Source organism: Paraniabella hibiscisoli, assembly GCF_022512515.1.
Lineage (GTDB): Bacteria > Bacteroidota > Bacteroidia > Chitinophagales > Chitinophagaceae > Niabella > Niabella hibiscisoli.
The window spans coordinates 2,392,504-2,418,358 of the sequence record NZ_JAKWBK010000001.1 but is presented as its reverse complement, the minus strand read 5'-3'; the positions used below and the strand labels follow the sequence as shown (position 1 = coordinate 2,418,358).

General features: G+C 42.6%; 32 protein-coding genes and 2 pseudogenes. 13 read left to right on the top strand and 21 right to left on the bottom strand.

The genetic code is table 11. The features are described from left to right. Positions 1 to 10 precede the first annotated feature (10 nt). Positions 11 to 907, top strand: a complete 897-nt coding sequence (locus MKP07_RS15325) for a porin (RefSeq protein ID WP_262919320.1) — start codon at positions 11 to 13, stop codon at positions 905 to 907. A gap of 5 nt (positions 908 to 912) precedes the next feature. Continuing rightward, positions 913 to 1,089: an outer membrane beta-barrel protein gene (locus MKP07_RS38650; RefSeq protein WP_317235831.1), complete on the top strand. Its 177-nt coding sequence runs from the start codon at positions 913 to 915 to the stop codon at positions 1,087 to 1,089. Between the two features lie 103 nt (positions 1,090 to 1,192). On the opposite strand, the gene MKP07_RS15320 is transcribed toward MKP07_RS38650, so the two are convergent. Both MKP07_RS15320 and MKP07_RS15315 read right to left on the bottom strand, forming a co-directional pair. Next, positions 1,193 to 1,600 carry a GNAT family N-acetyltransferase gene (locus tag MKP07_RS15320; protein ID WP_240847967.1) on the bottom strand — a complete coding sequence of 136 codons (408 nt, stop codon included), beginning with the start codon at positions 1,598 to 1,600 and terminating at the stop codon, positions 1,193 to 1,195. Between the two features lie 59 nt (positions 1,601 to 1,659). After that, positions 1,660 to 2,652, bottom strand: coding sequence for a beta-ketoacyl-ACP synthase III (locus MKP07_RS15315; RefSeq protein ID WP_240847966.1), 993 nt, complete (start codon positions 2,650 to 2,652; stop codon positions 1,660 to 1,662). A 243-nt stretch (positions 2,653 to 2,895) separates the two neighbouring features. Between MKP07_RS15315 and ruvA the strand changes: the two genes are divergently transcribed. Next, complete coding sequence (ruvA, locus tag MKP07_RS15310; RefSeq protein WP_240847965.1) at positions 2,896 to 3,483, top strand: Holliday junction branch migration protein RuvA; 588 nt, start codon at positions 2,896 to 2,898, stop codon at positions 3,481 to 3,483. 135 nt (positions 3,484 to 3,618) lie between these two features. Here the strand turns inward: ruvA and MKP07_RS15305 are convergent, their stop codons facing one another. Next, positions 3,619 to 4,251: a carboxypeptidase-like regulatory domain-containing protein gene (locus tag MKP07_RS15305; protein ID WP_240847964.1), complete on the bottom strand. Its 633-nt coding sequence runs from the start codon at positions 4,249 to 4,251 to the stop codon at positions 3,619 to 3,621. 101 nt (positions 4,252 to 4,352) lie between these two features. Between MKP07_RS15305 and MKP07_RS42585 the strand changes: the two are divergent. Further along, a pseudogene (locus MKP07_RS42585) lies at positions 4,353 to 5,414 on the top strand (Mrp/NBP35 family ATP-binding protein). Positions 5,415 to 5,539: 125 nt separating this feature from the next. Here MKP07_RS42585 and MKP07_RS15285 read toward each other — a convergent pair. The 8 genes from MKP07_RS15285 to MKP07_RS41195 all read right to left on the bottom strand — a co-directional run bounded on the left by MKP07_RS15285 (position 5,540) and on the right by MKP07_RS41195 (position 9,550). Further along, positions 5,540 to 6,025 carry a DUF5683 domain-containing protein gene (locus MKP07_RS15285; RefSeq protein ID WP_317236020.1) on the bottom strand — a complete coding sequence of 162 codons (486 nt, stop codon included), beginning with the start codon at positions 6,023 to 6,025 and terminating at the stop codon, positions 5,540 to 5,542. Between the two features lie 243 nt (positions 6,026 to 6,268). After that, positions 6,269 to 6,523, bottom strand: coding sequence for a dihydrodipicolinate reductase C-terminal domain-containing protein (locus MKP07_RS15280; protein WP_240847962.1), 255 nt, complete (start codon positions 6,521 to 6,523; stop codon positions 6,269 to 6,271). 17 nt (positions 6,524 to 6,540) lie between these two features. Then, complete coding sequence (locus tag MKP07_RS15275) at positions 6,541 to 6,984, bottom strand: 4-hydroxy-tetrahydrodipicolinate reductase (protein ID WP_240847961.1); 444 nt, start codon at positions 6,982 to 6,984, stop codon at positions 6,541 to 6,543. A gap of 26 nt (positions 6,985 to 7,010) precedes the next feature. Further along, positions 7,011 to 7,220: a DUF5683 domain-containing protein gene (locus MKP07_RS38645; RefSeq protein ID WP_262919767.1), complete on the bottom strand. Its 210-nt coding sequence runs from the start codon at positions 7,218 to 7,220 to the stop codon at positions 7,011 to 7,013. After that, on the bottom strand, positions 7,217 to 7,705 hold the full coding sequence (locus tag MKP07_RS15270) for a DUF5683 domain-containing protein (protein ID WP_262919319.1): 489 nt from the start codon (positions 7,703 to 7,705) through the stop codon (positions 7,217 to 7,219). Before MKP07_RS15270 ends, MKP07_RS38645 begins: the two co-directional genes overlap by 4 nt. Positions 7,706 to 7,746: 41 nt before the next feature. Beyond that, positions 7,747 to 8,634 carry a ParB/RepB/Spo0J family partition protein gene (locus MKP07_RS15265; RefSeq protein WP_240847960.1) on the bottom strand — a complete coding sequence of 296 codons (888 nt, stop codon included), beginning with the start codon at positions 8,632 to 8,634 and terminating at the stop codon, positions 7,747 to 7,749. A 117-nt stretch (positions 8,635 to 8,751) separates the two neighbouring features. Next, a complete protein-coding gene (locus tag MKP07_RS41200; protein ID WP_317235830.1) occupies positions 8,752 to 9,081 on the bottom strand; it encodes a ParA family protein in 330 nt (109 codons plus the stop codon). A gap of 73 nt (positions 9,082 to 9,154) precedes the next feature. Then, complete coding sequence (locus MKP07_RS41195) at positions 9,155 to 9,550, bottom strand: ParA family protein (protein ID WP_317235829.1); 396 nt, start codon at positions 9,548 to 9,550, stop codon at positions 9,155 to 9,157. A gap of 218 nt (positions 9,551 to 9,768) precedes the next feature. On the opposite strand from MKP07_RS41195, the gene MKP07_RS15255 reads away from it, so the two are divergent. The 7 genes and pseudogenes from MKP07_RS15255 to MKP07_RS15220 all read left to right on the top strand — a co-directional run bounded on the left by MKP07_RS15255 (position 9,769) and on the right by MKP07_RS15220 (position 17,020). Beyond that, positions 9,769 to 10,209: a hypothetical protein gene (locus MKP07_RS15255; protein ID WP_240847959.1), complete on the top strand. Its 441-nt coding sequence runs from the start codon at positions 9,769 to 9,771 to the stop codon at positions 10,207 to 10,209. Further along, positions 10,175 to 11,005, top strand: coding sequence for a metallophosphoesterase (locus tag MKP07_RS15250; protein ID WP_240847958.1), 831 nt, complete (start codon positions 10,175 to 10,177; stop codon positions 11,003 to 11,005). The genes MKP07_RS15255 and MKP07_RS15250 overlap by 35 nt, the downstream gene beginning before the upstream one ends. Before the next feature lie 58 nt (positions 11,006 to 11,063). Beyond that, entirely contained in the window at positions 11,064 to 11,648 is a 585-nt protein-coding gene (locus MKP07_RS15245; RefSeq protein WP_240847957.1) for a porin family protein, read from the top strand. Positions 11,649 to 11,836: 188 nt separating this feature from the next. Beyond that, complete coding sequence (locus tag MKP07_RS15240; RefSeq protein ID WP_240847956.1) at positions 11,837 to 12,697, top strand: LON peptidase substrate-binding domain-containing protein; 861 nt, start codon at positions 11,837 to 11,839, stop codon at positions 12,695 to 12,697. Between the two features lie 4 nt (positions 12,698 to 12,701). Next, positions 12,702 to 14,242 (top strand): annotated as a pseudogene (gene lon, locus MKP07_RS15235) (endopeptidase La). A gap of 118 nt (positions 14,243 to 14,360) precedes the next feature. After that, the gene (locus MKP07_RS15225; protein WP_240847953.1) at positions 14,361 to 15,707 is read left to right on the top strand and encodes a glycoside hydrolase family 3 protein; all 1,347 of its coding nucleotides are present in this window, start codon (positions 14,361 to 14,363) and stop codon (positions 15,705 to 15,707) included. A gap of 2 nt (positions 15,708 to 15,709) precedes the next feature. Further along, the gene (locus MKP07_RS15220; RefSeq protein ID WP_240847952.1) at positions 15,710 to 17,020 is read left to right on the top strand and encodes a glycoside hydrolase family 3 C-terminal domain-containing protein; all 1,311 of its coding nucleotides are present in this window, start codon (positions 15,710 to 15,712) and stop codon (positions 17,018 to 17,020) included. A 20-nt stretch (positions 17,021 to 17,040) separates the two neighbouring features. On the opposite strand, the gene MKP07_RS15215 is transcribed toward MKP07_RS15220, so the two are convergent. The 3 genes from MKP07_RS15215 to MKP07_RS15200 form a co-directional block, all read right to left on the bottom strand. After that, entirely contained in the window at positions 17,041 to 17,523 is a 483-nt protein-coding gene (locus MKP07_RS15215) for a thioredoxin family protein (protein ID WP_240847951.1), read from the bottom strand. A gap of 200 nt (positions 17,524 to 17,723) precedes the next feature. Next, entirely contained in the window at positions 17,724 to 19,361 is a 1,638-nt protein-coding gene (locus MKP07_RS15210; RefSeq protein WP_317236019.1) for a TonB-dependent receptor plug domain-containing protein, read from the bottom strand. Then, on the bottom strand, positions 19,312 to 19,809 hold the full coding sequence (locus MKP07_RS15200; protein ID WP_240847950.1) for a carboxypeptidase-like regulatory domain-containing protein: 498 nt from the start codon (positions 19,807 to 19,809) through the stop codon (positions 19,312 to 19,314). Before MKP07_RS15200 ends, MKP07_RS15210 begins: the two co-directional genes overlap by 50 nt. A gap of 106 nt (positions 19,810 to 19,915) precedes the next feature. Between MKP07_RS15200 and MKP07_RS15195 the strand changes: the two genes are divergently transcribed. After that, entirely contained in the window at positions 19,916 to 20,572 is a 657-nt protein-coding gene (locus tag MKP07_RS15195; RefSeq protein WP_240847949.1) for a metal-dependent transcriptional regulator, read from the top strand. 28 nt (positions 20,573 to 20,600) lie between these two features. Here the strand turns inward: MKP07_RS15195 and MKP07_RS15190 are convergent, their stop codons facing one another. Both MKP07_RS15190 and MKP07_RS15185 read right to left on the bottom strand, forming a co-directional pair. Then, entirely contained in the window at positions 20,601 to 21,422 is an 822-nt protein-coding gene (locus MKP07_RS15190; RefSeq protein ID WP_240847948.1) for a Rossmann-fold NAD(P)-binding domain-containing protein, read from the bottom strand. 216 nt (positions 21,423 to 21,638) lie between these two features. Further along, entirely contained in the window at positions 21,639 to 21,896 is a 258-nt protein-coding gene (locus MKP07_RS15185) for an HAD family hydrolase (protein ID WP_240847947.1), read from the bottom strand. 284 nt (positions 21,897 to 22,180) lie between these two features. Here MKP07_RS15185 and MKP07_RS15180 point away from each other — a divergent pair, with 284 nt between their 5' ends. Next, complete coding sequence (locus MKP07_RS15180; protein WP_240847946.1) at positions 22,181 to 22,438, top strand: hypothetical protein; 258 nt, start codon at positions 22,181 to 22,183, stop codon at positions 22,436 to 22,438. A gap of 51 nt (positions 22,439 to 22,489) precedes the next feature. Here the strand turns inward: MKP07_RS15180 and MKP07_RS15175 are convergent, their stop codons facing one another. From MKP07_RS15175 to MKP07_RS15155, 5 genes are all read right to left on the bottom strand, one after another. Next, on the bottom strand, positions 22,490 to 23,293 hold the full coding sequence (locus MKP07_RS15175) for a M48 family metalloprotease (protein ID WP_240847945.1): 804 nt from the start codon (positions 23,291 to 23,293) through the stop codon (positions 22,490 to 22,492). A gap of 85 nt (positions 23,294 to 23,378) precedes the next feature. Continuing rightward, positions 23,379 to 23,546: a hypothetical protein gene (locus MKP07_RS15170; RefSeq protein WP_240847944.1), complete on the bottom strand. Its 168-nt coding sequence runs from the start codon at positions 23,544 to 23,546 to the stop codon at positions 23,379 to 23,381. Between the two features lie 47 nt (positions 23,547 to 23,593). Further along, entirely contained in the window at positions 23,594 to 23,794 is a 201-nt protein-coding gene (locus MKP07_RS15165) for a metallophosphoesterase family protein (protein WP_240847943.1), read from the bottom strand. Further along, positions 23,791 to 24,150, bottom strand: a complete 360-nt coding sequence (locus tag MKP07_RS15160) for a metallophosphoesterase (protein WP_240847942.1) — start codon at positions 24,148 to 24,150, stop codon at positions 23,791 to 23,793. The genes MKP07_RS15165 and MKP07_RS15160 overlap by 4 nt, the downstream gene beginning before the upstream one ends. 310 nt (positions 24,151 to 24,460) lie before the next feature. Further along, positions 24,461 to 25,744 (bottom strand): DEAD/DEAH box helicase family protein, encoded by a 1,284-nt coding sequence (locus MKP07_RS15155; RefSeq protein WP_240847941.1) that lies wholly within the window; start codon positions 25,742 to 25,744, stop codon positions 24,461 to 24,463. Positions 25,745 to 25,855 lie beyond the last annotated feature (111 nt).

Below are 25,855 nucleotides of genomic sequence, written 5' to 3'. Positions count from 1 at the left end.
ACTAAAGTAAATGAAAGGAAAACTTCTTTTAGCAACCAAAGCTCTTTTCATCTCAACTGCAATTTTTGCACAAACAGAACCCGTAACTGAAGAACCCAAAGGCGAATTACAAATCAATGGGTCGGTAGATGCTTATTATCGTTACAATTTTGCCAATGCCAAGTCAACAGGCATATTTAACAACAAGACCAGTTTCACCAATTCTCAAAATTCTATCGAACTAGGCATGGCTTCCTTAAAAGCCAGTTATACCAAAGGAAAAGCTGGCGTGGTGGTTGACCTGGGCTTCGGAACAAGAGCCACGGAGTTTTCCTATGTAGAATCGGGTATATTACAAGCGATCAAACAAGCTTATGTCACTTACAACCCGACAGATAATATCAGAATTTCAGCAGGTAAATGGGGAACCCACTTAGGCTACGAGGTATTAGATCCGCAACTCAACCGCAACTATAGCATGAGCTATATGTTTTCTTATGGACCATTTTCTCATACCGGGTTGAAAGCTGACTTTACGCTAGGCAGCGGTTTTGGGTTAATGGCAGGAGTTGCCAATCCGACCGATTTCTTGTCCGCTTCTTTTGCCAAAAAGAACGTAATCGCACAATTCAGCAAAACATCAGAAAAGGTGAATGCATTTTTAAATTATGTGGGAGGCAAAGACACAGCGGGTAATAATATTAACCAAATAGGCCTTACTGCAACAGCAAAGGTAAACGATGTTTTTTCGCTTGGATATGATGGAACTGTAAAAATGGTTGACCCCATAGGTGGGGGTTCGGGCAAATGGTGGGGATCTGCCTTATATGTTAATGTAGACCCAACCGAAAAATTTGGTATTACATTAAGAGGTGAATATTTTGATGACAAGGATAAAGGTTTGGTTTTGGAACCTATGGAGATGTAAATCCCGTGGGAACTTCGATAACACAGGCTACGTTGTCATTCAATATCAAACCGGTTAGCGGACTGGCTATTATTCCTGAATTCAGGATTGACAGCGCCAAAGACCCTATCTTCAAGAAAAATGATGGTAGCGATACCAAAAGTGCCGCGTCCTTCCTGGTGGCTGCGGTATACTCTTTTTAGTACTTTGTTTTACACTGCTTATAGAAAAAACCTCCTGCTCGCGGGAGGTTTTCCTTTTTATACTTCGATAGCGCAGTTGATCCACTCGCCATCAAATGTGGCGTTATATTTTTATAGAAGTTGATGGCCGGCTCGTTCCAATCCAACACCTGCCAGCATATTCGCCGGAGACCTTTTTACGCGCCTCTGCAATTAACGCTTCAACTAATAGCTTCCCTATTCCCTTTCCCCTCATCTCCTCGGTAACCAATATATCCTCCAGGTACATCGCCTGCCCTTTCCAGGTAGAAAACCTGATATAATACAAAGCAAACGCTTCAATCTTCCCCTGATCTTCGGCCACAAAGCCCCACCAAACAGGATTTACCCCAAAGCCACTTTCTGAAAAGTGCTCTAAACTAACCGTAACTGCCGCCGGGGCTTTTTCATAATCAGCCAGTTCTTTTACTAACTCTAAGATCCGCGGACAATCCTGCCGTTCTGCAGGCCTTATATGTATGTTGGATGACAAGTAATGAGTAATCAGTAATAAATAATGAGTATCGAGCTTAAAAAATGAAGCTTCGAATATTAATATGCCCAGTCTATAAGAGTAGCTCCCCAGGTAAAGCCACCGCCGAAGGCAGCCAATACCAGTTTATCGCCTTTCTTTAGCTTGCTTTCCCATTCCCACAGACAAAGAGGTATAGTGGCGGCTGTAGTATTTCCAAATTTCTGAATATTGATCATCACTTTTTCTTTAGGCAAACCAATACGATTAGCTGTTGCATCAATAATCCGTAAGTTCGCCTGGTGCGGAACCAACCAGGCTATATCATCACCTGTTAATCCGTTTCGCTCCAAAAGCTCTGCGCTCACATCAGCCATTCCCTTTACAGCAAACTTAAACACAGTTTGCCCCTCCTGGTAAGCATAATGCTCCCGGTTCGCTACTGTTTCTGCACTTGCAGGATAAGCACTGCCACCGGCCTTCATTCTTAAATACTGAGCTCCGGCCCCATCACTCTTTAAAAGACTATCTTTTATTCCCATGCCGTCTTCGTTAGGCTCCAAAAGAGCTGCACCCGCGCCATCCCCGAAAATAATGCAGGTGGTTCTGTCTGTATAATCTACAATGGCACTCATTTTATCAGCGCCTACTACGATCACTTTTTTATATCGACCGCTTTCGATAAAGGCAGCTCCTTGCGTAAGGGCATATAAAAAGCCTGAACATGCGGCAGAAACATCATACCCGAAAGCGTTAATTGCGCCTACTTTGTGGGCAACAATATTCGCAGTTGCCGGGAACACCATATCGGGTGTAACCGTAGCAACAATAATACAGTCTACTTCTTTAGCATCAATACCTCGCTTCTCCAGCAATCCATTTACAGCAGGCACAATCATTTCACTCACCCCTTTCCCTTCGCCCTTCAGTATTCGTCTTTCTTCAATACCAGTGCGGGTACGTATCCACTCATCGTTGGTATCCACTATTTTTTCAAGATCGAAATTCGTTAGTTTATCCTCAGGAACATAGCCATTAACTGCCGTGATTGCCGCTGTAATTTTGTTCGCCATTGCTTTCTTAAAAATATTTTCCCGAAGAACCCCTTCGGGGACGCCAAAGGTAGTGGAATTTATGATTTGTGAATTGCCTGCCCCAGGCAAGTTTCTGATTTTGGAGCCGATGGCTCCGTGTTTGTAGCAATGTTATTTCCCATCCGCCGGAACGGGTTGGCTCCCGCTTAATAAAACATTGCCTTTCCTGCTAATTTATGATTTAGAATTTGCGATTTAGAATTTCATATTGATATTTGACAAATGATCAGCTATTTAAAAGGAACATTTGCCCATATTACACCTTCTACAGTTATTGTAGATATTGGCGGATTAGGGTATGAGGTTAATATCAGCCTGAATACCTACTCGAAAATCCAGAACCTGGAAAAGGGACTGCTATTCACCCATGTTATTATAAAAGAAGATGCGCACCTGCTTTACGGGTTTGGCGACAACCAGGAAAAAGATATATTTTTATTACTAATAAGTGTATCGGGAATTGGAGCGAATACCGCAAGACTGATCCTTTCCTATATGAAACCTGAGGAAGTTAGTTCGGCTATTTTACATGAAGACAGTAAAGCGCTGGAAAGAATAAAAGGGATCGGCAAGAAAACGGCCGAAAGAGCTGTTTTGGAATTAAAAGATAAAATAGGCAAACAACATACTGACATTGTAGTTACTCCTGGCAAATCTGTTGCCCCTTCTATAAAACAAGATGCGCTTGAAGCATTGCTGGCCCTGGGGATCAACCGTCAGCAGGCAGATCAAAACCTCTCCAAACTCCTGCAGGCAGAACCAGAACTTGCATTGGAAGACCTGATTAAGAGGGTGTTAAAGGGATTGTAGCGGGATGCGAAATACCAGATATCAGATGATAGATACTGGATAATGGATACCCAACAACAAACGTTGAATGTAGATTATAGGATGATAATAATTTCGCGTGCGGTCTATTGACTATCGACTACTCAACCATTCACCTTACTTACGCTTAAAATCCCCGCGTTTCCAGGCATTAATGAATTCTGCCCAGGCGGCCGGGCTAAATATATTCATCGGAGGTACCTGCCCCTGGTAACGGGCCCGTTGAAATACGTTATTCAGCTGGCGGTTGGTCATTTCCCTTCCATCCTGTGGTAATTTTGCCAAATAGGCTCTTCTGGCCTCAGGAGTATTGGCTTTCCTTAATATTTCCAATTCATCTTCAGCAACAGATATATTCACAAAATCTCTGGCAAACTGCTCTGGTGTAGGGCGGGGTCTTATAATAGCCACCGGTAGAAATGCGGTATCCTGCACCAATGTTTTCACAATACTGTACTGGCTTCCTTTTAATGTGTCGGGAACATGAACCGATCCGGGCAAAAAGCTAACGTGCGAAAATTCGATCACATCGCCTTTTAGTACAGCAATGGAAAACACGCCTTCATTATTGGTAATGGTGCCTCGTTTGGTGCCCTTTACAGTTACACTCACAGCAGGAATGGCCTCCAGGCTATCAGCAGTCATAATCACCCCAAAAAGCTGAACCACGGAATCACGGGCTTTTTCGAATTGCGCGTTTACCGCAATTGCCCCCATCAAAAAGCTAACTAAAAACAATATCTTCTTCACTGCGCCAAAATTAAGTACATGATTTTTAATAAAGACAACAATTTGGGCCTGGAGGTGTTTAACTTTGGCATTTACATTTGAATTTAACATAAGCTTTAATAATGACGAAGGAAAAAGTATTGCATGCGTTAAGAACAGTATACCATATTGGCAATGAAAAAGATATTGTTAGCGCGGGTATTGTGCAGGATCTGAATATCGAAAAATATTACATTTCATTCAGCCTTATTGTAGACACTAACGATGCTGATATGAGGCTAAAGCTCAAGAGTGAAGCTATAAAAGCGATAAAGGAGCAGGTAAATAAGGATGCGATCATTAAAGTAGCTTTTCAAAATAAGCCTGTGGCCGAAACAACTTATGAGCAGGATCAAAACGCACCTCTTGCGGGCGTAAAAAAGTAATAGCGGTTATAAGTGGTAAAGGTGGGGTTGGCAAAAGCACCGTATCTGCTAACCTGGCGCTGGCATTGGCCGAATCAGGCGCCAAAGTGGGCCTGATGGATGCAGATATTTATGGCCCCAGTGTGCCTATTATGTTTGGTGTGCGTGGCGAGCGCCCTTTAATGAAAGAGGTGAATGGCAAAGGAGTGATTGTACCGTTAGAACGTTTTGGAATAAGGCTGCTGAGCATTGGGTTGCTGGTAGACGAGAGCAAAGCCGTTGTATGGCGCGGACCGATGGCTAGTAGCGCTATCCGCCAATTTGTTACCGATGTGGATTGGGGCGAACTGGACTATCTCATTGTAGATATGCCGCCCGGTACAGGGGATATACACCTGACCCTATTACAATTAATTAAGGTTTCGGGCGTTGTAATTGTAAGTACACCACAGGACGTAGCTTTGGCAGATGCTAAAAAAGGGATTGCCATGTTTGGTCAGGCACAGCTCAATGCCCGCATACTCGGGCTTGTTGAAAACATGAGCTATTTCACGCCAGCGGAATTACCGGATAATAAGTATTATATTTTTTGGAAAACAGGGCGCACAAAAACTAGCAGAGCAATACGAACTACCTTTCCTGGGAGAAATACCATTGGTACAAAGTATTCGTGAGGGTGGAGATATTGGCATTCCGGTAATGGTGAGTGATGATGAGCTAAGTAAAAAAGCGTTCAGAGACCTGGCAAAAGAAGTAGAGCAAAGAGCAACAAAATCATAGATTCAATACACAATTTAATAATGGAAGAGGCTCCGCATGCAAATGTATGTGGGGTCTTTTTGTTTTAAGCAAAGAGGGCTTTATCTACGCATACCTACCTTTTCATAAAGAACATTGTGTGCCTGCTATTTTGTCTTTAGTACAAAACTCAGTCCGGCTGTACGTGAAGAAATATCTACGGCTGGCTTTACTCCAAATGAAAGATTATCCGATACATCAAAACCGCTTAAATGAGCATCAGCAGTGGCCTCTATAATATTCAGCCCCCAGGCAATTAAAAAATACAAACCCGAATAAACCATATTTTTCCGGGAGTCATCCCGGATAGTTCTTAGGGTTTCAAGCCCCTGCCCTTCTCGCAGATATAACTTTACCGTCCGGTCTAATGCAAAGTAGCCGGTTGAGTCTTTGGGATCAACACTGCTTTTCATCAGATAATCTCCCACTCTGACACCTGAACGAAATTTTTTGTACCAGTTTAAATTGTAAGCAAATAAACCACCGGTAACTCCCAATGCTCCATATACGATCGGCACTTTCCATATTTTGCGATTATATACCTGACCCCAACCGGGTAGTAAAGCAGAACGAATGGCGGCTTTTCCGGGTATGCGCTTTTTCTGGCTATATAGGTGCTATCAGCGGGTTGAGCGATTAGCAAATGCTGAGATACGAGCAGTAATGTTACCAATACAGCAACTAGTTTTGTTTTTGAATACATCTGACAAATAAACTATACAATTATTTTAAAGCAAGTTAAAATAGTACAGGTTTTCTACTTTTAACATTATAGCATCATAACATAAAAAAACGCCCTACAAAGTAGCGCGTTTAACATCTTACTATATATTCTTTTACAAGCCCAGTACCTCTTTCATCGTAAAGGTCCCCTTTTTATCTTTCAAAAATTCGGCAGCCACCACAGCTCCGAGCGCAAATCCTTTACGGCTATGCGCTGAATGCGTAATAGTAATATCATCTATTTCGGAAGTATACCGGATGGTATGTGTGCCGGGATCTGGATCAATACGTTTGCTTACAATTAATAATTCGTCCGATTGAGGCGCTACATCATTCACCCATTTCGTCATAGCCTGGTAAGTCTCCATAACGCCTTCTGCAAGCGTTATCGCTGTTCCGCTTGGCGCATCTCTTTTTGGGTATGGTGAATTTCCTCCAGGGATACATGATACTCCTTATGCGGGTGCATTAATGCAGCCAGCTTTTTATTCAGCTCAAAAAACAGGTTCACCCCCACACTAAAATTGCTGGCATAAATAAAGGCCCCATTTTTATCAATAATTAATTGCTCTACCTCCCTTATCTTATCCAGCCAGCCGGTAGACCCGCTTATAACAGGTACGCCGAGTTCAATTAGTTTCAGGATATTTTCATAAGCCGTATGTGGTCCTGTAAATTCAATGGCCACATCCGCTTTCGCTATATTCTCCTGGTTAAAATCTGCGATATTGGCCTCATCTATTTTCAAAACCACCTCATGGCCTCTTTCCAATGCAATGGCTTCAATAGCTTTACCCATTTTACCATATCCAATCAATGCGATCTTCATAATTTCAATTAATATTTTTTAGCTGCTTATTTAACCTTCAGCACTAAGCTGAAACCTGTGGTACCCGCCATTTCACTGTAGCCAGGCTGCACTTTAAACGAAAGATCAGGAGAAACATCAAAACTGCTCAAATGGGCGCCTACCGTAGCTTCTACCACATTTAAGCCCCAGGCTATCAGAAAGTAGATTGCCGAGTAGTCTACGTTTTTTCTAAAGTAATCCCTGTTGGTTCTCAGGTATTCAGGCTGAACGCCCTGGCTTCCGTCAAAAAAACACGCCGGATGCTTTCATACACTTTATTATAGGCGGCACTGCCTAATGTATCGGTTCCATTTTGAATGTTAATGGCTACCCTGTAAGCATATTTAGTACGATTGTACCAGGTAATATTGTTGACAAAGATGCCTCCCGTAATACCCAGCGCCGCATATATAACAGGTACTTTAAAATACCAGTTCTTTTTGTTATAGATCTGCCCCCAGCCTGGTAAAATAGCAGACCTTAATGCTGCCACCCTGGGAATGCGGGCGTTGGGATCTTTGAGCTTTGCACTGTCCGTTTCTTTAAAAGCCGGATTTTTAATAGTAGGCTTCACAACTGTATCCCGCGCCGCCAGTAACTGACGCGCAACAGTCGTATCCACTGTTTGTGCCTGAGCTGCGCCCAGGTGCAATAAAGTGCAGAATAAAGCAGAAAGAAAAAGTTTTGTAACTATGCGCATGGTGCAAATAAAATACAGATTAATCTATTGCCACGTTAAAGTTAGTCGATAGACACGTTAAAGTTTTGCAACAGCTTATTGAGCTCTTCTACCGAGTAATAATCAAAAGTAATCTGTCCGTTTCCTTTCGAGCTATGCTTGAGCTTTACACGGGTATCAAATTGAGTAGCCAATTTGTCTTCAATACGTTGAAATGGTGAGGACAGGCTGCTCTTCGCCGTTTTTTTAGCCGCCCCGCCTTCTTTATAAAGGTTTCTAACCAGCTCTTCGGTTTGTCTTACAGACAATCCTTTATCTTTTATTTCCTTAAAAATAAATAGCTGCCTGTCTACCGTATCTACATTGATCAATGCGCGCGCATGTCCCATCGAAATAACACTGCTTCTCACTGCCAGTTGAATATCGGGTGGCAACTTTAATAACCTGATAAAATTGGCGACCGTGCTCCTGTCTTTACCCATTCTCTCTGCCACCTGATCCTGTGTATACTCCAGCTCATCCATCATGCGTTTGTAGCTCAACGCTACTTCCACTGCGTTCAGATCTTCCCGCTGTAAGTTTTCCAGCAAAGCCAGTTCCAGCAGCTCCGCGTCATTCGCCTGCCTGATATAGGCGGGCACTTCTTTTAGTCCTGCTATTTTTGAAGCGCGCAACCTACGCTCGCCTGCAATCAGCCGGTATTTGCCGTTTGCCATTTTGGAAACGGTAAGCGGCTGTATAATATCATGTATTTTGATGGATTGAGCTAATTCCTGTAAAGCCTGCTCATCAAAATCAGTACGCGGTTGTTTAGGGTTGGTCTCAATATCTGTAAGAGGAATCTTAGAAATATTGGTAGCCGCTTCTACCACTGTTTTTTTTAAGTCGCCGGTACCACTCTTTAACTCCGCATCAATGCTGCCTAAAAGCGAGCGGATTCCTTTCCCCAATGCGTCTTTATTAGATTTTGTGTAGCCATTTTTTGTTAATTAGTTTACTGGTTAATTGGTTTACTGGTTACCGCCGGACTTGTAAACTAGTCAACAAGTCAACCGATCAACCATAAACTACTCCAGTATCTTTTCTTCGTTTGGAATTCTCGTAAGATTATTCTTCTGTAAAATCTCTTTTGCCAGATTCAGATAGTTTACCGAACCCTTGCTGTTACCATCATACAATATTACCGGTTTACCGAAGCTTGGGGCTTCGCTCAGTTTGGAATTACGGTGAATAATGGTACTGAATACCAGCTCATCAAAATGACGGCGCACTTCGTTCACTACCTGGTTGCATAATCGAAGACGTGCATCGTACATCGTCATCAGAATTCCTTCAATTTTCAGATCCATATTGAGGCGACTCTGTACTATCTTGATCGTATTCAGCAACTTTCCCAATCCCTCTAATGCAAAAATTCACACTGTACCGGCACCACTACCGACTGAGCAGCCGTTAAGGCATTTACGGTGATCAGTCCCAGGAAGGAGAACAATCGATCACGATAAAATCATACTGATCTTGTACGGCTCCCAGAATTTCCTTCAGTACTGTTTCCCTGTTGGGATAATTGATCATTTCTATTTCTGCACCTACCAGGTCAATATGAGAAGGTATCAGGTCCAGGTTAGGAATATCGCTTTTCAGTATAACGTTTTGGGCAGGGGTTTGATTCGCCATACAGTCGTACAGGCTCTGCGTTATATTTTGCAGATCAAATCCTACACCCGTGGTGCTATTTGCCTGTGGATCAGCATCTACCAACAATGTTCTATATTCCAGCACTGCAAAACTGGCAGCCAGGTTTATAGCCGTTGTGGTTTTACCTACACCACCTTTTTGGTTTGCAACTCCAATTATTTTTGCCATAATTTTTTACCCACGATTAAAGATGATTAAGATGAAAAAACTCGTAAATCGCGGCGAAACGCAAATGTAAAGTTTTTGGGGCAACTGTTTATTAGATTGTATGCTTCCGCCGATAGTTCTTGGCTAATATTTAAAGGGATTTTTGTCTTAAAACGTCAACCAATATGCAATTCCTTAGTTTTGATAACAAAATAATATAATATGCGCAATGGGCCTTTTTGGTGGATACTGATCGTAGCAATGGTATTGATCGACCTGTACGTATTTTTTCTATCCGATCTCTGTTTATATCCGGTACCAAAAGCAGGGCCGTTTTCACTGTAGCTTATTGGGCATTTTCAGCAATCGCACTCGTTTTATTAATATTCGTGTTACCCTATTTCCAGGCCAGCGAACAACACAAAGCGCTGCGAAGTATACTTTTTGTGCTTGTATTTGCGCTATTCCTGGGTAAACTGATCGGGGCACTGTTCTTCTTTATAGATGATCTGCGCCGCGCCGTGCAATGGATCGCCGGGAAAATATTCTCGCCCAATAACGAAATAAGCGAGATTGCAGGTACTACGGGTGATCGCATATCCCGCTCCTCTTTTTTAACCTGGCTGCATTATTTCAGGAGGCACTATGTTTGCCTCGTTTATCTATGGGTTAAACAATAAATATAATTACCAGGTAAAAAATGTAAAAATCCCCTTTGTCAACTTACCGGCGGCTTTTAAAGGTTTTAAGATTGTACATATTTCTGACATCCATACAGGCAGCTTTACCAATCTAAATGCCGTAAATAAAGGTATAGACCTGATTTTAAGCCAAAACCCTGACCTGATACTATTTACCGGGGACCTGGTTAATAACAAAAGCGACGAAGTGGGCGAATACCAGAAAATATTTAGTCGCCTTAAAGCGCCCATGGGTGTTTACTCGGTACTAGGCAATCATGATTACGGAGATTACGTGAATTGGAAAACACCGGCTGAAAAAGCAGCTAACCTGGAAAGTTTAAAGAAAATACATGCTGATATGGGTTGGCGACTGTTGCTGGATGAGCATCTGCCGCTGGAAAAAGACAGCGCCACGATAGGCCTGGTAGGCGTACAAAATATTAGCGGCCGGGGCAGCTTTCACAGCTATGGCAGCCTGGCTAAGGCGATGCAGGGAGCGGCTAATTATCCTTTTAAAATATTAATGAGCCATGATCCCTCGCATTGGGATACAGAAGTAAGCACCCGATACACCGATGTTGATCTTACCTTAAGCGGCCATACCCACGGAATGCAGTTCGGTGTGGAGATCCCGGGATTTAAATGGAGCCCCGTACAATACGTGTACAAGCATTGGGCGGGCCTATACGAACAGCAACAACAAAAACTATACGTAAACCGGGGATTTGGATTTATTGGCTACCCTGGCAGGGTGGGTATTCTACCTGAAATTACCGTGATAGAACTGGCGTAGGGAAGGACGAAAAAACTTACTTTTGTTTTTTAAACCTTCACCCTCTAAACTAAAAACAATGACCAAGCGTCTTTTTATCATTGCTGCAATAGCACTGTTCTCTACCTTTTCTGTAAATGCGCAGTTTCATATAGGTATAAAAGCAGGTGTAAATGCAGGAAAAATAGATGGTAAAAGCTTCAAAGAAGAATTCAACTATAGTTACCTCCTGGGTGGATTTGCTGAAATCGGCCTGGGCGATAAAGTAAGCATTAACCCTGAGGTATTGTTCTCACAAACTTCTGCTACTACCGATACCTCTTTTACCAATACTTTACCGAATTTCAAAAATGACCAGATAAAAGCCAAACTCAATTATTTATCGATTCCGATTTTGCTCAACCTGCGCGTTGTTGGTCCCATACATATTGAAGCCGGGCCGCAATTTGGCATACTCCTGAACAAAGACAAGAAATTGCTTGAGAATGGCCAGGATGCCTTCAAAAAGGGTGATTTTTCTATGGTAGGCGGCGCTGCCCTGCATTTCAGCGCATTCAGAGTAACCGCACGCTATGTTGTGGGACTAAGCAATGTAAGCCAGGTAGTCAACCAGGACCAATGGAAAAACCAGGCATTGCAGGTAAGTCTTGGCATTGCTTTTTAGCTTCTTGCTTAACACAGTACTGTCAGTTTTATAGCTGCTCATTTCGCCAGCGTATTTTTTCTGCGACAAGTTTTCGGTAATAGGTGGCATGGCATTAATATTGCCGCTTCATATACCCTTTCATATATTAGCTTAACCGCAATGGTTATAAAGCTGTTATATGACAGTTTGTCTCAAAAATAAATATTATGGATTTTAGCAAAGTGTTTTTGAAGCCTGAAGATGACATGGATTTTATGCCGATACTTCCGCTTAATGAGAACGAAACCGACGATAGCCAGGATATCATTCCTGATGAAATAGCCATTCTGCCCCTTAGAAATACTGTTTTATTTCCGGGAGTAGTATTACCCATTACTGTAGGACGCGATAAAAGCATACAGGCGGTAAACGACGCTTACAAAGGCGATAAACTTGTAGGCGTAGTGGCTCAAAAAGATTCAAATGTAGAAGAACCTGGAATTGATGACCTGGAAAAGATTGGTTCGATTGCCAAGATCATTAAACTGATCAAAATGCCCGATGGCGGCACCACTGTTATTATACAGGGAAGAAGCAAATTTTTTATTGAAGAAATAACTACTGAAGACCCCTACTTTAAAGCCAGAACCTCTAAAATTACAGAGAACGAGGTTCCTAAAGATGGTGATTTTGAAGCATATATTTCCAATATTAAAGACATTGCGACCAATATTATCCAGCAGTCGCCCAATCTACCCTCTGAAGCGACCTTGATCCTGAAAAATATTGAAAGCCCTGTTTTTTTGATCCACTTTGTAAGTAGCAATCTCAATACATCGATACTGGAAAAGCAAAAATTGCTGGAACTGACCGATATTAAGCAGCGCGCAGAAAACTTGATGGAATTGCTGCAAAAAGAACTGCAGTTCGTAGAGTTGAAAAATAAGGTAACCAATAAAACCCGCACAGAACTCGACAAGCAGCAACGTGACTATTTCCTTCAGCAGCAACTAAAAAGCATTAAGGAAGAACTAGGAGGCGACTCCAATTCCCAGGAAATAAAAGAAATGCAAAAAAGGCAGAGTTAAAGAAATGGCCTGCCACTGCAAAAAAGAAGCTTTTCAGAAAGGAATTGAAAAGCTGGAAAGGATGCATCCCAGTACGCCTGACTACTCAGTGGTATATAATCATGTAGACCTGATGCTAGACCTGCCCTGGGATGATTATACCGATGATCAATATGATCTGAAAAACGCCCAAAAGACCTTAGATAATGATCATTACGGCATGGCCAAGATCAAGGAAAGAATTTTGGAATACCTGGCTGTTTTGAAACTGAAAGGAGACATGAAAAGTCCCATACTTTGCTTTTTCGGCCCTCCCGGAATCGGAAAAACTTCTTTGGGTAAAAGTATTGCCAGCGCATTGGGACGTAAGTATATCCGTTTAAGCCTGGGTGGCTTACATGATGAAAGTGAAATACGCGGGCACCGTAAAACCTATATTGGCGCCATGCCCGGCCGTATCCTGCAATCGCTTCGCAAGGCCAAAAGCAGTAACCCGGTAATTGTATTAGATGAGATCGACAAAGTAGGTAATGATTTTCGTGGCGACCCCAGCAGTGCATTGCTCGAAGTGTTAGATCCGGAACAAAATAATACGTTCTACGATAATTACCTGGAGCTCGAATACGACCTGAGTAAAGTATTGTTTATTGCTACAGCCAACAATCTGCAAAATATACAGCCGGCTTTAAGAGACAGGTTAGAGATCATCAACCTGAGTGGCTATGCTATCGAAGAAAAAATAGAAATTGCCAAGCGCCACCTGGTGCCCAAGCAAAAAGAAATGCATGGTATACCCAAAAGCAGCTTTAAGATTGGCGATAAGGTATTGGAGCGCCTGATTGCTGATTATACCCGTGAGAGCGGCGTACGTGAGCTGGATAGAGTAATTGCCAGCATTATGCGTAACAGGGCTAAAAAAATAGCCATGGAAGAAGTGCTGAGTACATCTCTTTCGGCTGAAGAACTGCTGCAAATACTAGGGAAACCCAAATATAGCAGCGACCTGTACAAGGCTGTAAACTCACCTGGTGTGGCCGTGGGGCTGGCCTGGACCTATGTGGGAGGCGATATACTGTTTATTGAAGCCAGCCTGAGCGATGGAAAAGGAGACCTGAGCTTAACCGGGAACCTGGGCAACGTAATGAAAGAAAGTGCTACCACTGCCTTAAGTTACCTGAAATCCAACGCAGCCCAATACCATATTGATCCGACTATTTTCGGCAAAAAGAGTATACATATACACGTTCCGGAGGGAGCTACTCCTAAAGATGGCCCCAGTGCAGGTATTACCATGATGACCGCTATTGCGTCAGCACTTACCGGCAAAAAGTAAAACCCTTCCTGGCCATGACAGGCGAAATAACTTTACGAGGACAGGTACTACCGGTAGGCGGCATTAAAGAAAAGATACTGGCCGCTAAACGTGCCGGATTGAAAGAGATTATTCTCTGTGCACAGAACGAAAAGGATGTTACAGAAGTAGAAGCTTCGTTTATTAAAGGACTCAAATTTCATTATGTAGATAAGATGGAAGAAGTTTTATCCATAGCGTTACAGAACAAATAACACAAGAGCCGGCTACCAAGCCGGCTTTTTCTTGCGCTTTATCAAACTTTTTAAAACTGTCAGGCGGGTATAGCATTCTGAGATATACTCTTTACATTGCAACATAAGATTATAGATTATGAATGCAATGAGCCGCAGGGTTGTCTTTATTTGCTTATTATTCGTTTGGGTAGTTAATGCAAACAGCCAGCAATATTTATATAAGGACAAAAATCAACCGGTAGAAAAAAGGGTGGCTGATCTGTTGGCCCGTATGACGCCGGAAGAAAAATTCTGGCAACTCTTCATGATACCTGGCGACCTTGACGATACCGGACCTGATCAATACAAAAACGGGTTATTCGGGTTCCAGGTAAGCGCCAAGGCTAAAGGCGATGCGGCGGGTCAATTGCTTAGTTATAATACCCAGGAAGATGCCACTATGGTCATCAGGAAAATTAATAGCATTCAAAAATATTTTGTTGAACAAACCCGGCTGGGCATTCCTATTATTGCATTTGATGAAGCCCTGCATGGTTTGGTAAGAAGTCAGTCTACTGCTTTTCCACAAGCAATAGGTCTTGCAGCCACCTGGGACCGAGCCATAGTTCATCAGGTAGCGTCCGATATTGCCAACCAGGTAAAAGAAAGAGGTATCCGGCAAATACTGTCGCCAGTGGTAAACATTGCTTCAGATGTACGCTGGGGACGTACGGAAGAAACTTATGGCGAGGATCCTTATCTTACCAGTGCCATGGGCGTAGCTTTCATGAGCGCCTTTGAACAAAGAGGCATCATTACTACACCTAAACATTTTGTAGCCAATGTTGGCGACGGCGGCAGGGATAGTTATCCGATCCATTTCAATGAGCGCATGCTGAGCGAGATACATTTCCCTCCCTTTATTGATGCCATTAAAAAAGCGGGTGCCCGATCAATTATGACGGCTTACAACTCTCTGGATGGCACTGCAGCCTCAGCCAATCACTGGTTGCTGATAGATAAGCTTAAAAAAGAATGGGGGTTCAAGGGATTTGTCATTTCAGATGCTAATGCGGTAGGTGGTGAAGCAGTGCTACATTATACCGCCAAAGATTATGAAGAAAGTGGTGCACACGCCATCAACGGCGGACTGGATGTGATATTCCAAACCGATTACGAACACCATAAATTATTTATGCCGGCGTTTTTGAATGGCAAGATCAGCCAGGCCCGGATTGACGATGCGGTATCGCGGGTATTACGCGCCAAGTTTGAACTGGGATTATTTGAGCATCCATACGTCACCGAAACACCCAACAATATCCAATTACTTCAGCAAGGAAAGGCAACTGCTTTAGACGCTGCCAGAAAATCTTTCGTGTTACTGAAAAATGAACAGCAGGCATTACCCTTATCTAAAAAAACCAAAACCATAGCGCTTATCGGACCCGATGCCGTGGAAGCCAGGCTGGGCGGTTACGCGGGAGAAGGGTATAAAAAATAAACATGCTGGATGCATTTAAAGAAAAGCTGGGCAGCAACACCACAATATACTATGCAGAAGGTCCGGGACGACATGACAGCAGCTATAAAGTAATCCCAACAAAATTTTTATCCCACAATGGGAAACCGGGTCTTAATGCCGAATACTTTTCAGGCAGGGATATGATGATGAAGCCTGAATTAACAAGAACCGATCTTGCTATTGATTTTCTATGGACGCTTTATGCACCTGATGCAAAATTAAACCGGGATTTCTATGCCGTTCGCTGGACAGGAGATTTAAAAGCACCCCAAACAGGCAACTACAAAATAGGGATCGAAGGCAATGATGGCTATAAACTCTATATCAATGACAAGTTAGTAGTAGACCAATGGCAAAAGCTATCCTACCATACCAGCCTGAAAAATTACAGCTTTGAGGCCGGGAAAAAATACCGTATCAAAGTTGAGTTTTATGAAACCAATGGCAATGGAACCATTAAGCTGGTATGGAACGAAGGAAAGCCGGATAATAGCTCGCAAAAGATGAAAGACGCAGTTGCTGCAGCGCGTAAAGCGGACGTGGCCATTGTTGTGGCCGGTATTACTGAAGGCGAGTTCCTGGACCGGGCTATGCTAAGCCTGCCTGGTCAGCAGGAAGCATTAATACAGGCAGTAGCTGCTACTGGCAAGCCTGTTATTGTACTATTAGTAGGCGGCAGCGCCATTACGATGCAACAGTGGGCGGACAAAGTAAAGGCGATCGGGCATACCTGGTATGCAGGTGAGGAAGGAGGAAGAGCCATTGCTGATGTACTCTTTGGCGATTATAACCCGGCTGGCCGTTTACCTGTTACCTTCCCGGTACATGAGGCACAGCTTCCACTCGTGTATAATCACAAGCCTACTGGCCGGGGTGACGATTACAATAATCTTTCGGGACAACCGTTATTTCCATTTGGATTTGGGCTTAGCTACACACAATTTGAGTACAGCAACCTGGTGTTGGATAAAAAACAGATCGGCGCCTCTGACAGCATCTGCATACAACTCACGGTAAAAAATACGGGATCACGAGATGGTGATGAGGTGATTCAATTATACCTGCGCGATGAATTAGCTTCTGTAGCCCGTCCTGTAATGGAGTTAAAAAGCTTTCAGCGGATTCATTTAAAAGCGGGCCAAAGCCGGCAGCTATCATTTGTACTGGGACCAGAGCAACTATCAATGCTGGACAAGGATTTAAAACCTGTCATAGAACCTGGTTCATTCAGGATCATGGTCGGCGCTTCTTCGAAGGATATAAGACTGAGAGAAACATTTGAAGTAAAATAAACACCTGTTATATGATTCCTTTATTCCGAAACAGTTCTTAACACGGTACCCAGCTCTTTATGGTTGAGCCATCCGCTATATTGGAAAACTATTTCAAGTTTAGCGTTCAGAATTACCAAAGCCGGATAAGTAAGTTTACCATCAATGGTTGCCAGTGCAGTCGCCAATTCATGAACTCCGGTATTCCTGCCATTGGGCTTATATTTAAACCGGTGGTTATTCAATAAAATATCTTTCTTTTCTTCCGCATTCAGCTGAACAAAGTAATAGTCCTCGTTTAAAGTTCGGGCTACGGCTTCGTTTTTAAAAACGGTTGTCTTCATCGCATCACAATAACGGCACCAGTTAGTATAAACAAAAACTACTAAATGCCGCCGCGCCGTTTTTTGCAAGCCTTCAATTTCTTCAAATGAATGTGCTTTCAATTGAGCAAGGCAAAAGCCGGGAAGCAGAATGCTTCCCAAAACAATTGCCCATCGAACGATGTTATTTAGCCCTACCATTTTAATTCAATTTAAACCTCACTCCTAAAAATCCTCTTATCCCCTGGTTAGGCGCATACACATAAGCAGGATCAAACGTAAGGGCATAGGGATTATCAGGAGTAGGTACTACCTGCCCGTCATTATCAACACTACATTTTTATCGAAAGGGTCGCCCGATCTTGCTATAAGAAAAGGTGCATTTTTCGCTGGAGTCCAGTTTAGCAGGTTTTTACACCGGCATACAGTTCTACCTTTTTAAACCCATCGTAAGTGAATTGAATATTCTGAATACTCCACCACGGCGATTCAGGGCTTCTTGGATCTAAATCGCCCAGTAGCGGCAACCGCATAGGACTGTACACATTACCGGTATAATCTAAAGAAAGTTTCAGTGGTCTTATTTTATAGGAAACGGCCCATGTACCTGTGAATTTTTCTGTAAGCATCTGCTGCTGCGTTTGTCCGTTCTCGGTGAGCGTATTTTCCATTATGGTGCCCCCTATAATAAATTTTAGTCCATTAATAAAATTGATATCCGTATTCAGGCTAATCCCTTTACTAATGGCATGACCATTAAGATTGCCATAGATGATCTGGTTAACATTGGTTTCGTAATCTGGTACTATGCGATTGGTAAACCAGGTATAAAAGGCTGTTACATCCAAACCGATAAATGCGCCCGAACTAAAATGCATTTTTCTTACAAAATTCAGATTCGCATTATAGGATCTTTCAGGCTTCAGATCCCCTTCCACTATTACATCTCTTGCGCCGGTTAATGCCGCATGATCTTCAGTAAAAAGGTTCACTACCCTAAAGCCGGTGCCTGCATTCAGCCTTATAATGTTATTATCGTTCAACGACCATTTATAAGCCATCCTGGGGGTATAGATACTGCCGTGTATATTATTATGATCATAGCGAAAACCCAGCAGCAGCTTATGCTTTGCGGCAAGCGTTATTTCGTCCTGTAAAAAAACTCCCGGCAACCAGGTCTTCTCTGGTTGGTTCAAACCACCTGCATTGGCAGTACCAGGCGTATTATCATCGTAGTAAGTATACCTGAGCGCAGTGCCGGCCAACCAATCGTGCCGGCCCCATTTTTTGTCCCACACCAGCTGGCCGAAAGCAATTTTTTGATTGGCTATATAAGAAGTGGTACCATAGCGGCTATCCTGGTCATGATTGATCAATGAGAAAGAAAGAAATATTTTTTCATTAAAAGGAAGCTGGTAATTTCCCAGTATTTCCGCACGGTTGGTGTAAATACTTTCCCCGTAAATTTCATCCCCTCCCCGATAACGCTTGTCCCAGCGCATATCTCCGCCCCAGCGATCTTCATACATATATCTTCCTGCCAGACTAAAAAGCCGGCTCTCTTTTCTTTCAAAATTCCATTTTTGAAAAACAGAAATACGGTGCTGCAAAGTAACATCAGTGAAATCATCCTTATTCCGATCTATCCTGTTTTGAAAATTAAAATAATTGATACCCGTAAGTACGCTGGCCTTGCTGCCGGCATTTAAAGAAAACCCCAGGTCTGCATTGTACTCGCCCCAGGTAGTGGACATCAAATCTGCACTTATGCGCGACGCGTTTTGCGGTTTCTGTGTAATAATGTTGATCAGCCCACCTACCGCTTCACTACCATATAAAGAAGATGCCGGCCCCTTCACAATCTCGATTCTTTCTACCAGCGAATTAGGAATACCCGAAAGACCGTAGACAGATCCCAGGGAACTAACAATCGGCATGCCATCAATCAACACCATAGTATAAGGCCCTTCCAGGCCATTGATATGAATGTCACCCGTATTGCAAATATTGCAATTGAGCTGTGGCCTTACCCCATTGATGTTCTGTAACGCATCGAATATGCTGGGCGTTGGATTTTTTGAAATAAGCGGGAGTATATACTTCTACCGGCACCGGACTTTCGAGCCGGTTTACGGCTTTCATTGTACCCGAAATAACGACATCCTTTAGCGTACCAGATTTTGCGAAGGCACTGAGATCTATATTAACTGTCAGGCTTTCTCCCGAACGCAGGGTGATCTCTTTTGCATAGGGCTCATAATTCAAATGACTTGCAGACAGTTTATACTGCCCGGGCACAATACTATCTAAACTAAAATTACCGGCACTATCTGTAGCGGTTGCCCAATTGGTATTTTCCAGGTTTAGATTTACCCAGGATTCGCCTACATCATTGCTTATAACCTTTCCTTTTATTGATGATAACTGAGCCGCCGACTGTATAAACGAGCAGTAAAGCAGCATGATAAAAAACAACGCCTTCTTCATTTGAATTTATAAGTTTACCACACAAAACTATAATAGTTAGGCTAACCTAACAAATATATTTAAGTCATTTTTTTATCTTTGCTGTAGAACAACAAAAAACAGCAAGATGGATTTTTCATATACGGAAGAGAATTACTTGAAAACGATTTTCAAAATCGGGTTGGATAATGGCACTGAAGAAGCCGGCACCAACGAGCTCGCGGCCTCTTTGTCGGTAAAGCCGGCCTCCGTAACTGAAATGCTCAAAAAGTTAAAAAGCAAAAAGCTGGTTCATTACGAGAAGTATGGTAAAATAAAATTGACCAAACCAGGAAGGGAACTGGCTATTGATGTGATCAGGAAACACCGGTTATGGGAAACCTTTTTATACGAAAAACTGGAGTTTAGCTGGGACGAGGTGCACGAGGTGGCGGAAGAGCTGGAACACATCCGTTCCAAAAAACTGATCAACAAGCTGGACCAGTTTTTAAGGTACCCCGAATATGATCCGCATGGAGATCCTATACCTAACGAAAAAGGTGTTTTCCAGAAACAATCTAAGAAAACGTTGTCGAAAGCGGAACCAGGCACTTCCTGCAAAATGGTTGCCGTAAAAGACAATTCCACTTCTTTCTTACAATATGTAGTAAGCCTGGGGTTAGGTATCAATAACAAAATAAAGGTTATTGCCAGGGAGGAGTTCGATGGCATGATGACCATTGAAATTAATGGCGAAAATAAGTCTGTAAGCCAGAAATTTTCCGACAATATTATTGTGATCTGATAGCCTCTCTAAGAGTATAGCGCTGCTGTTAATACAGTACCCTGAACTGGATGGTATGTTCAATACTTTTCAGCTCTTTGAGCAGTTGCTTATCATATTCTTTATTGATATCAATAATTACATACCCGATGGTTGCATTGGTCATTAAATACTGGGCATCGATATTAATAGCATGTTTTGCCAGTACCGTATTGATATGCGCCATAACACCCGGAACATTCCGGTGAATATGAATGATGCGGTGAGCTTTGGTAACGGCAGCTAATTGAAGAGCAGGGAAATTAATGCTATACTGAACAGAACCCCTGTTGATGAAATCGATAATTCGCTGTGCAATAACAACCGATCCTTTGGACGATACTTTAGATGCATCAAAAACAACAATCCCTTTTTCAGTGCACAATTCAACGGGCAGGCTGTTTTGTGCGGCGCCCCAAAAGCCGATCACTTTTAAACGTGCCGCTTTTTTAATTCTTTTGCTATCTATATTTACACCTTCAGCTACCAGCAGAATACCTGCTTTTTGAATGGTCTTATCATCTGCTTCCTGCTCCGGCACTATCGTCAGCCCTTCCTGCCTGAACAATTCGATGCTTTCTTCGGGAACATCACCAGCTACTATAGCAATGATCCTGTTTTTAGGATAAGAGATAGATCCGGGTAATTTATTGAGGTATAGAAATTCGTCAAAGCTGGGTGTAATATGGTCTGCCTTGGCAGTAACACTATTGCGGGAGATATTTTCAGTGTAAGCATAGAACTTTTTAATATGACCGCTTTCTTTCAACTGAAAATCAGAATAGCCATCGCCAATACCATACAGGTTTCCTTCCAGCTTTAATTCTTTCATCAGCTTTACCTTTCCACCTTCCTGGCTTAAAGGATTAGTGTTATCGTACCCGATTATGGTGCCTTCGCTATCAAATAAAAAGTATTCGCGTATATATTCTCCTTTTTGATATGAAATTTTTTAACCACCGGCGTAATGAACTCCTTGAACCCGCCAGATACTATCAAAACATCATCAGCATGTTTTTTAAAGAAAGGGGCGTTTCTTGAAAAGGATTTAGATACTTTTTTTTAAATGCGTTACCAGTTTCTTAAGATGCTCTTTATTAGCGCCCAGCAATTTCACCCGTTCTGCCAAACTTTCCGAAAAAGAAAGTTTTCCTTCCATAGCCAGGTTGGTATACTCTTCAATCTTTTTAAAGATCTTCTCCTTCTCCGGATTGTCTTTCAGTGATATCCTTACCAGTTCATCTAATGCTTCTACCTGTGTGAAAGTGCTGTCAAAATCTATGATGTAATAATTCTTTTGCTTCATAAAAAGCGCTGAGTTCAGTTTATAAGAAATTAATGTATCCGAAGGCTCCTTCGAAAGAAGCGCAAAAGTAAGCAGAAATAAGAACTCGTATTCAAGGATTTTGGTACTGCCCCAGGAGAGACAATTTGGCTTAATTTATGTACCGTTTATAGCTGAGAACGCTATAACTCATTAAAATCGACCGGTATGCAACAACACACAGAAATGACCACATTGAGCCAGGTACTGGAGAAATTAAGACAAAAGGAGTAGAAAGTGAGATCAAACTGAATCATGAAAAGCAAATGGCTTCGGAGAAATTAGGCAAAGTATATCAACCGGATGACCTGCTTCTATTCCAGACATTCCGATTTGAGGGAGATTCGGACCCCGCGGACAATTCGGTACTTTATTTAGTAGAGGACACACAAGGCAAGATCAGTTATATACTGGATGCCTATGGTGCTTACAGCGATCACGAAGGACCTGAATTTGACGACTTTATAAAAAAATCCCTACTGACGACAGGGAAAGCCAGGAGCTATTTACCTAAACAACATTAAAAAGCCAGCAATTTAAATTGCTGGCTTTTTAAAAATCATAAGAACCATTAATTATTTAATTTTCTTAATATCAGCCTCTTTCCAAAGACCGTCTTTCTGGGCTTTTTTCTTTACCTCTTCTGCACGCTGCTTGCTATCAGGGTGAGAGTTCATCATTTTCTGGAATTTAGAAGCCTGCGCACCACTGCCCTCACTTAAACTGGCCAATGTCATAAATGCATTATAAGCTCCCATTACATTATATCCATGCTTTTTCATAAAGTCATAGCTGTACATATCGGCATCCGTTTCCTGCTTACGGCTGTGCTTGCTGTCCATCATGGCTTCGGCCAAAGCGCCCAGCTGACTCTCAGTTAATGCGGAAGCTACGCCCGATTGAGAACCTGCCGCATCCGCAACCGCTGACCTTGTTAAAGCAGCTTTCATCGCATCTTTTGAGTCGTGATTTCTAACATGCCCGATTTCGTGGCCAATTACTGCCAACAGCTCATCATCGCTCATAATATCCATCAAAGAAGAAAATACACGAACACTGCCATCAGCACAAGCAAAAGCATTAATATCAACCACTTTGTACACTTTGTAGTTCAAGTTAAGCCCGTCTTCAGACTTATGCTTGCCAAAGATTTTGTTTAAACGAACAGCATAAGGATCATTCGCATCCGCTACAGGATTGTGCTCGTCCATCCATTTAACGCCTGCTGCAGCATCACGGGCAGCATCTGCATCGCTGTAAGTTGCGGCTTTCACACCTTTGCCAACCGCCCCGATAGCTTTGGTGTTCACTTTTAACTGAGCGTTAGCCACACCCACCAACATAGAAATAGCCATTAAAGAAAGCGCCATTCTTTTCATAAGTAAAATGCTTTTTAGGATTAAAGATTTATATATTAACCACGAAATTAAAGATTTGTGTATTGCGATCGCAATTGCGTTTGTGTTATTTTTTATGTGCCTTACCAGCCGGATCTTTCTCTTTAATGTCTTCCTTGCTTGATGGATGACTGGGGTAGCCAGGAACATCCTGGTCAATTTTAGGATCCTTACTCTCTTTTACTTCAGCTGGGGAATCAATAGGGTCGGTAGATTTTTTTGATAATTTTGCCATACGGTGATTTTTTATTCAATGGTGCAAAAAACCATGCCGAAAAGAAGTTAAATCTTAAAAATACTGTCATTACCAATTAGATAGTAACTATTGGTGTCTACAGCCTGGTGACCCGTGTATAAGCCTGTAAAAAAGCTGAAAGCAGGGAGTACGATCTGTTGCGGCCCAACAATAAAACAGGGAAGCCGCAGGGCTTGCCTGGCACGACCGGCCATAGCATAGCCTGGATGGATATGGCCGCTGATCATAAAAGAATCGGGGCTTTTTCCAGGTTGGTGTATAATGGTGAATGGCTCCAACAAATGTTTTTTTCGGTGAGCTTTATATTGAGTGCCTGATAATCTATATTTAATAGTTTATCATGATTACCCGGCACTAAAACAAATCCGGTAGTATTATACCGTTGTCGCCAGGCAGCAAAATAATCGATATCGGCATTATAGTCATGATGAAACATATCGCCTGCAACAACTATCGTCTCCGGCTGATAGGTATCGATAAGCAAAGACAAGCGCTGCAGGTCGGCATCCATTACAGTGGCAGGGATCGGAATGCCTTTAGAACGGAAATAACCGGTTTTCCCCAGGTGCATATCTGCCAACATTAATGTTTTTTACGCGGCCAGTAAATGGCGCGTAAAGCAGACAACATCAGCATTTCATTTTGAACAATTATTTCCATCTGTTTCAACACTAACCGGTACTATTTACAGTTTTCCATTATTCCGATTCATGCGGATGCGAATCGACATTTCCAGAACAACAATCCTCAACTATTTCAACAATAATCGGTGCTATTTTATAATTATTTACAGCCACACTATCTTCCTTCCACTCACTATTTACTACTCATCATTCATTTCTTCCTACTCACTATTCACTATTCACTATTCACTATTCACTATTCACTATTAATTATCGACTCTTCCCGTTCACTTTCCTTAACACTTCCTCCTGCATTTTTTTCACTTTAGCATCCAACTCCTCACTACTCAGATCCTGTCGCAAACTATCTACTTTTATAGGGAAGCTTAGTGGTGTAAAAGCCTTAGCATTAACAATAATGATCTTACTTTGTTGAATACGTTGCAGGGCTGCTGCAAGTCGGGGCTCTTCCAATTGCTGGTAAAACACCTCTTCGTAAGCCTGCCGCATCAAAAGATTGTTTGCATCATACTGTTCGAAGATCCTGAATATGAGACCCGAAGAGGACTGAAGATTTTTATCGGTTTTATATTTTCCTGCGTAGTTCTTCATCACCAAACCGGCGATAACAGATATATCCCTGAATTTACGACCGGCCATTTCAGCGGCATTAATACTACGGGCAATATCTTCTGTAAGGTTATCCGCAGAAAGCACCTGGTTCATATCGATCTTATCCATGGGTATCGGCTGATCGCTTAACAGCTCAAAGCCATAATCATTCATGGCCATAGAGAAACTAATGGGTTGCACCCGGCTGATACGGTAAGCCACCAAAGCGCTCATTACTTCATGTACTAACCTTCCTTCAAAAGGATACATAAAGAGGTGATGCCCATCACGGGTTTGTATCAGCTCAATCAAAAATTCACCTTCCTTGGGAATATGCGAATGAGCTTGTTGCTGCACAAACAATGGATGTAGTTTTTTCAGCTCTAACTCTTTTGCTCCCGGGCGCAAAGCCTCACTGAACTTTTTACGCAGAAAAGCACTCAGGTTTGAACTCAGGGGCAGCCGGCCACCCAGCCAACTAGGTGTAATCGCCCGTTTAGCGGTGCTCTTTTTCACCAGTACCGTCATATCTTTGATCATCACAAACTCCAGTATTTTACCCGCTAGTCCGAACTTATCACCCGGGTTGAGCTTCGACACAAAATACTCCTCCACCATCCCTATATAGCCCCCGCTCAGAAACTTCACTTTCAGCATCGGATCGCTTACAATAACCCCCAGGTTCATGCGATGCATCATGGCAATGCGCCGGTTCTTTACTTTATAAACGCCATCTTCAATAATTACTTTTTGAAAATCTTCATAGGCCGTTAGTACATCTCCTCCCTGGGTAATAAAGCGCAGGGCCCAAAGCCACTCATCTCTTTCTATATAGCTAAAGGCATAAGTTTGCTTTACCTGCTGATATACATGCTCCTCCAGGAAGCCCTCACCCACTGCCAGAGTAACGAGGTACTGTACCAATACATCGAAGGTTTGCACCAAGGGCTGCCGGCTTTCAATAACACCTTTTAGCGCAGCTTCCTTTAGAGCAGCAGCTTCTACCAGCTCCAGCGAGTGTGTGGGCAGGAAATAGATCTTCGAAGTTTCAAA

What these genes read in the sequence shown, in the direction of transcription:
- MKP07_RS15325 (WP_262919320.1), top strand. Translation starts at nt 11, where the DNA reads ATGAAAGGAAAACTTCTTTTAGCAACCAAAGCTCTTTTCATCTCAACT.
- MKP07_RS15315 (WP_240847966.1), bottom strand. Translation starts at nt 2,652, where the DNA reads ATGGCGAACAAAATTACAGCGGCAATCACGGCAGTTAATGGCTATGTT.
- ruvA (WP_240847965.1), top strand. Translation starts at nt 2,896, where the DNA reads ATGATCAGCTATTTAAAAGGAACATTTGCCCATATTACACCTTCTACA.
- MKP07_RS15280 (WP_240847962.1), bottom strand. Translation starts at nt 6,523, where the DNA reads ATGGAGACTTACCAGGCTATGACGAAATGGGTGAATGATGTAGCGCCT.
- MKP07_RS15275 (WP_240847961.1), bottom strand. Translation starts at nt 6,984, where the DNA reads ATGAAGATCGCATTGATTGGATATGGTAAAATGGGTAAAGCTATTGAA.
- MKP07_RS15270 (WP_262919319.1), bottom strand. Translation starts at nt 7,705, where the DNA reads ATGCGCATAGTTACAAAACTTTTTCTTTCTGCTTTATTCTGCACTTTA.
- MKP07_RS41195 (WP_317235829.1), bottom strand. Translation starts at nt 9,550, where the DNA reads ATGGCAAAAATAATTGGAGTTGCAAACCAAAAAGGTGGTGTAGGTAAA.
- MKP07_RS15250 (WP_240847958.1), top strand. Translation starts at nt 10,175, where the DNA reads ATGTTTGCCTCGTTTATCTATGGGTTAAACAATAAATATAATTACCAG.
- MKP07_RS15245 (WP_240847957.1), top strand. Translation starts at nt 11,064, where the DNA reads ATGACCAAGCGTCTTTTTATCATTGCTGCAATAGCACTGTTCTCTACC.
- MKP07_RS15240 (WP_240847956.1), top strand. Translation starts at nt 11,837, where the DNA reads ATGGATTTTAGCAAAGTGTTTTTGAAGCCTGAAGATGACATGGATTTT.
- MKP07_RS15225 (WP_240847953.1), top strand. Translation starts at nt 14,361, where the DNA reads ATGAATGCAATGAGCCGCAGGGTTGTCTTTATTTGCTTATTATTCGTT.
- MKP07_RS15220 (WP_240847952.1), top strand. Translation starts at nt 15,710, where the DNA reads ATGCTGGATGCATTTAAAGAAAAGCTGGGCAGCAACACCACAATATAC.
- MKP07_RS15215 (WP_240847951.1), bottom strand. Translation starts at nt 17,523, where the DNA reads ATGGTAGGGCTAAATAACATCGTTCGATGGGCAATTGTTTTGGGAAGC.
- MKP07_RS15200 (WP_240847950.1), bottom strand. Translation starts at nt 19,809, where the DNA reads ATGAAGAAGGCGTTGTTTTTTATCATGCTGCTTTACTGCTCGTTTATA.
- MKP07_RS15195 (WP_240847949.1), top strand. Translation starts at nt 19,916, where the DNA reads ATGGATTTTTCATATACGGAAGAGAATTACTTGAAAACGATTTTCAAA.
- MKP07_RS15190 (WP_240847948.1), bottom strand. Translation starts at nt 21,422, where the DNA reads ATGAAAGAATTAAAGCTGGAAGGAAACCTGTATGGTATTGGCGATGGC.
- MKP07_RS15185 (WP_240847947.1), bottom strand. Translation starts at nt 21,896, where the DNA reads ATGAAGCAAAAGAATTATTACATCATAGATTTTGACAGCACTTTCACA.
- MKP07_RS15180 (WP_240847946.1), top strand. Translation starts at nt 22,181, where the DNA reads ATGGCTTCGGAGAAATTAGGCAAAGTATATCAACCGGATGACCTGCTT.
- MKP07_RS15175 (WP_240847945.1), bottom strand. Translation starts at nt 23,293, where the DNA reads ATGAAAAGAATGGCGCTTTCTTTAATGGCTATTTCTATGTTGGTGGGT.
- MKP07_RS15170 (WP_240847944.1), bottom strand. Translation starts at nt 23,546, where the DNA reads ATGGCAAAATTATCAAAAAAATCTACCGACCCTATTGATTCCCCAGCT.
- MKP07_RS15165 (WP_240847943.1), bottom strand. Translation starts at nt 23,794, where the DNA reads ATGATCAGCGGCCATATCCATCCAGGCTATGCTATGGCCGGTCGTGCC.
- MKP07_RS15160 (WP_240847942.1), bottom strand. Translation starts at nt 24,150, where the DNA reads ATGTTGGCAGATATGCACCTGGGGAAAACCGGTTATTTCCGTTCTAAA.